Annotated in this window: 2 protein-coding genes and 1 tRNA gene; all 3 read right to left on the reverse strand. The window is 55.8% G+C overall.

The window, feature by feature from the left end; translation table 11 throughout:
- Window positions 1–893: 893 nt before the first annotated feature.
- Window positions 894–967: transfer RNA gene (locus ACJ5NV_RS20245), tRNA-Gly, on the reverse strand.
- Window positions 968–1,253: 286 nt separating this feature from the next.
- The gene (locus ACJ5NV_RS20250; protein ID WP_411646669.1) at window positions 1,254–1,859 is read right to left on the reverse strand and encodes a fasciclin domain-containing protein; all 606 of its coding nucleotides are present in this window, start codon (window positions 1,857–1,859) and stop codon (window positions 1,254–1,256) included.
- 158 nt (window positions 1,860–2,017) lie between these two features.
- On the reverse strand, window positions 2,018–4,045 hold the full coding sequence (locus ACJ5NV_RS20255; RefSeq protein WP_411646671.1) for an ASKHA domain-containing protein: 2,028 nt from the start codon (window positions 4,043–4,045) through the stop codon (window positions 2,018–2,020).
- Window positions 4,046–4,422 lie beyond the last annotated feature (377 nt).

Raw genomic sequence — 4,422 nt, forward strand, 5'->3', positions numbered from 1 at the left:
TCGCTCCTTTCCAGCCAAAGGAAAATACGAGCGGAAAACTCTAACTACAAACGGCAGAAAAACCGGGTTTCAGAGCACGCGGGACAACACGGCCAGATTGTTCAGTCTTGTTTGTCAGTGGTTTTGGTTCGGCAGCGGCGGCGCGATAATCGAGTAAGAACTCGGGCGATCCTACTGGCCCTCTGAGGCGGGTTTTCCGCCCGTTGCGGCGATAGTATAGCCGCACGTTGCCATGCGTGTCGGTGTCTTCAACAACATACTTTACCTTTCGCCGCAAGGTGAACAGCGAATTTGCGCAGCAGAAGGCCACAAGCCTTGAGCACTACGCCAAACTGCTCATGCCTGCGCAGAAGGGCAAGTCGAAGTGGTCTGACGGGGATGTAAAAATGCTGAACCCCAGAAAGACGGGTTGATCATCTACTTCGGCAAGCACGATGTGACGAAGATCACGACTGGGATGGTCCGTGAATACCTGCTGCATCTTGATGGGCATAGCGCCGTTTGATTTGCCCTGAACGATGGCCGACCGCTGGCGTTCTTTGCCGGAATCTGGACACCTTGGACGTCAGTACGGAAAGTCAAAGATGTTGCGACGAGCGACAATCTGCTTGTTTTTCTCAACGACCAATGGGGCCATCACCAAAGACATCGCACTTCACTACTTAGAAAAGCAGGTCGCAAATCCTACCGGCGCAAGCCGGTAGGGGTTTAATATCCACTCGTCGGTCTAAAGTTATCGACTGATAGATAATTCCAATAAGGTGCTTACTGCTCTCGGAAAAGCTGCCCTATGAATCTGCGGGGCAGGGATGAGATATAGATAATAATTTAATTGAAGATGTTGAAGAATAAAAGTTCTTTCGGCGTTCGCTATCGCGTAACCCGTTTATTTGTGGAGCGGGTAACGGGAATCGAACCCGTAACTGAAGCTTGGGAAGCTTTCGTGATACCTTTTCACCATACCCGCAGTGAAGTTTCACATATGCGGTGACGACGGGGGCGTCAATCTGTGTTTCTGGCCTGGGAAATGAAAAAGGACACCCGGAAGGTCAGAGGTATATGCCACCTTTCGCCCGACTTGCTACGAGTGATCGTGCATCGCGTGTGACTGCACTTTCAGAAACTAACTGACCCACCTAAAGTAAAAGCCCGCACGATGAGGTGCGGGCTTCCGTCTTACGGACAGTGTATTGGTCTGCGAATATCTTTATATCCGCGCCCCGGAGGGCCACCAATTTCTATCTGATCAGCGATTAGCTGTCAGGCGTCAGAACGGTGTCGATCACGTGGATTACGCCGTTTGAATTCATAATGTTTGCTTCGATGATGCTGGCCTCATGCTCATCGGCGGCCAGTGCTTCGCGGTAGGCGGAGACGTAGAAGGAGTCGCCCAGCTTTTCCACAGCGATGTTTGTTTCGATCAGCGAATCCATCAGGATTTTGCCTTCTGTCACTTCAACATCCATCTCGTTGATCTCAACGTTGTCATTGCCGAGCGCGGCAAGGTCGATATCTTCGGACGTCACGATGCCAGGCACGACGTGTGCTTTGACCAATGCTTCGAGCTGGCTGATGTTTTCAGGTTTCATCAGGTTGTCCAGCGCGCCTTCGGGCAAGGCGGCGAATGCAGCGTCGGTTGGTGCGAACACGGTGTATGGGCCTTCGCCCATCAGGTCATCGTCCAGACCTGCTGCTTTGACAGCTGCGATCAGGGTCGAGAAGTTCTGCACTTTCGATGCGTTTTCTGTGATCGTCAGCTCATCGCTGAGCAGATATTCATTCACGATGTCAGCGCTGGCCGCGCTGGCTGCTGTCAGCATTGTTGCGCCAATCAATGTGGATTTTGTAAAGGTATGCATTGTCATCTCCTTTTGCTTTCGTTTGACCCTTGTGGGCCGCTGGGTTGACAACACGGTCGTGGGTGGTTGGTTCCTAATGAATTGAAAGACTATGGTGCAATGACGCGTTCGTGAACGTGCTGGCAGAGGCTTCACAGCGCGCTATCGACACGCGCATGTCAGCGCCGCCGCCTGCGTCCGGCCCGGTCGCCGCCGGTGTTATGGTTGATCTGTGGAATGCTGACGATGCTGTTCAGGATCGGGAAAGGGTCCACAGCGTTGGGCATGGCTGAGGCGTTGACAAAATGTTCCTGAAACCGCGGTTCGATAGCTGTTTCGATTTTGTGGATCTTGTGCACAAGCGTTTCGATCTGTTTGCGTGCATCGGTGTTCAGCAATGCGATCCGTGCGCCGGTGCCCGCTGCATTGCCTGCGCTGGTCACCTTGTCCAATGGCGCATCGGGGATCATGCCCAGCACCATGGCGTGTTTCGGGCTGATATGCGCGCCAAAGGCACCAGCAAGCACGATCCGGTCCACTTTGTCGACGCCGAATTTATCCATAAGCAACCGCGCCCCGGAATAAAGTGCTGCCTTGGCCATTTGGATTTGCCGGATGTCAGTGTTCGTGACCGTGATTTTTGGCCCGTCCTGGGCCGTTCCATCGTAGAGCAGGTAGCTGTTGGTTCGCCCATCCTGAAAACAATTGGGCGATCCCGTTTGTTCCGCTGAGCCGATCAGCCCCGGCCCATCCACGATACCTGCCATGCGCATTTCGGCGATGACCTCGATAATCCCCGAACCACAGATGCCGGTGATGCCGGTTTGCGCGATGGCCGCTTCGAACCCATCTTCGTCAGACCACAGGTCGCTGCCGATCACCTGAAAGCGCGGCAATTTCGTGGCCGGGTCGATTTGCACATGTTCGATGGCTCCCGGTGCGGCGCGCTGGCCGCTGCTGATCTGTGCGCCTTCAAAGGCCGGCCCCGTGGGTGAGGAGCAGGCGAGCACCTTGTCTTTGTTCCCAAGGATGATTTCGGCGTTGGTGCCCACATCCACCACCAGCATCAGGTCTTCGGATTTATCGGGTGCCTCTGACAAGGCCACCGCTGCCGCGTCTGCCCCTACATGCCCTGCGATGCAGGGCAGGATATAGACACGTGCGGCCGGGTGCAGGTTCAGGTCAAGCTCCGTCGCCCGCAGTGAGAGGGATTCTGATGTGGCGAGAGCAAAGGGGGCTTGCCCCAGCTCATAGGCGTCGATCCCAAGAAAGAGGTGATGCATGACCGGGTTGCAGACAAAGACCGCATCGACGATCTGGCTGGCGTCGATACCGGCTTCCTCTGTGATCTGGGCGAAGAGCGCGTTCATCCCGTCCCGCACGGCGGCGGTCATTTCATCTGATCCGGTCGGGTTCATCATGCCGTAGCTGACGCGGCTCATCAGATCTTCACCAAAGCGGATTTGCGGGTTCATGATCCCGGAAGAGGCGGTGACCTCGCCCGACCGAAGATCGCAGAGATGCGCGGCGATGGTGGTTGAGCCGAGGTCAATGGCAAGCCCGTAGATTGTCCCGTCATAGAACCCCGGCCAGATGTCGATGATCCGAGGCGAAAACACCGCATCGCCCAGATGCACGGCAACGGTGACCTTCCATTCGCCTTTGCGCAGCGCGGGTTGCAGTGTTTTCAACACACCCAAGTCCGCCTCAAGCGCGGGCAGATCCCAGTCGCGTCGCAGCGCGGTGACCAGCCGTTCCAGATCGCCGGATGGGTCGTGCATGTCGGGTTCAGCCACCTCGACATAATAGAGCCGAGTGGAGGTGTTCATCACGATATCCCGCGCCTCTGCCCGTTTGCGCACCACTTGTTTATGCACTTGGCTTTCGGCGGGCACATCAATGACCACATCTTTTTGCACAGTGGCCTGACAGCCCAGCCGGCGACCCTGTTTCAGACCCCGAATATCATCATAGCGTTGCTCGACGCTGTTCCATTCCGACAGCGCGTCGGGCGCGACCGTCAGCCCGTGTTTGGAGAATTCCCCATAGGACGGTGTGATTTGGCACTTGGAGCATATCCCACGCCCGCCACAGACGGAATCGAGGTCGACCCCCAGTTGCCGCGCGGCGGTTAAGACTGGCGTGCCAACAGCAAAACGCCCGCGTTTGCCAGAGGGGGTAAAGATAACAAGGGGATCGGTGCTCATGAACGCTGCCTGTATTGATTGCGGCGAACATAGCCGTTGCAGGGCCGGAGTGAAGCCCAGAACCCGTCATAATGATTATGTGATGCGACAAGAATGCGCAGAGCCTACGATCACGCTAGCCAAGGCGGTCGGAAATCTGAGGGCGGTTTTGTTTCGGATGGTTGGACCTGAAAAAGCTGCCGTGGCAGCGATTGCGTATAGAGGCGTGACCAGCCTTTTGATGTGTGGCCGAGCCAAGGCGCGTGCCAGGATGCACCCAGTAAATGGTCCAGCTCCGGTGACCGGATTGGAGTGGAGCAGCTGCTCTGAAACCCGGTTTTTCTGCCGTTTGTAGTTAGAGTTTTCCGCTCGTATTTTCCTTTGGCTGGAAAGGAGCG

Origin of the sequence: Loktanella agnita (assembly GCF_046640325.1) — a bacterium.
In the GTDB taxonomy this organism is placed as follows: Bacteria; Pseudomonadota; Alphaproteobacteria; order Rhodobacterales; family Rhodobacteraceae; genus Yoonia; species Yoonia agnita.

Bases quoted from the DNA above. Each gene is read 5' to 3' on its own strand.
- ACJ5NV_RS20250 (WP_411646669.1), bottom strand. From the start codon at position 1,859: ATGCATACCTTTACAAAATCCACATTGATTGGCGCAACAATGCTGACA.
- ACJ5NV_RS20255 (WP_411646671.1), bottom strand. From the start codon at position 4,045: ATGAGCACCGATCCCCTTGTTATCTTTACCCCCTCTGGCAAACGCGGG.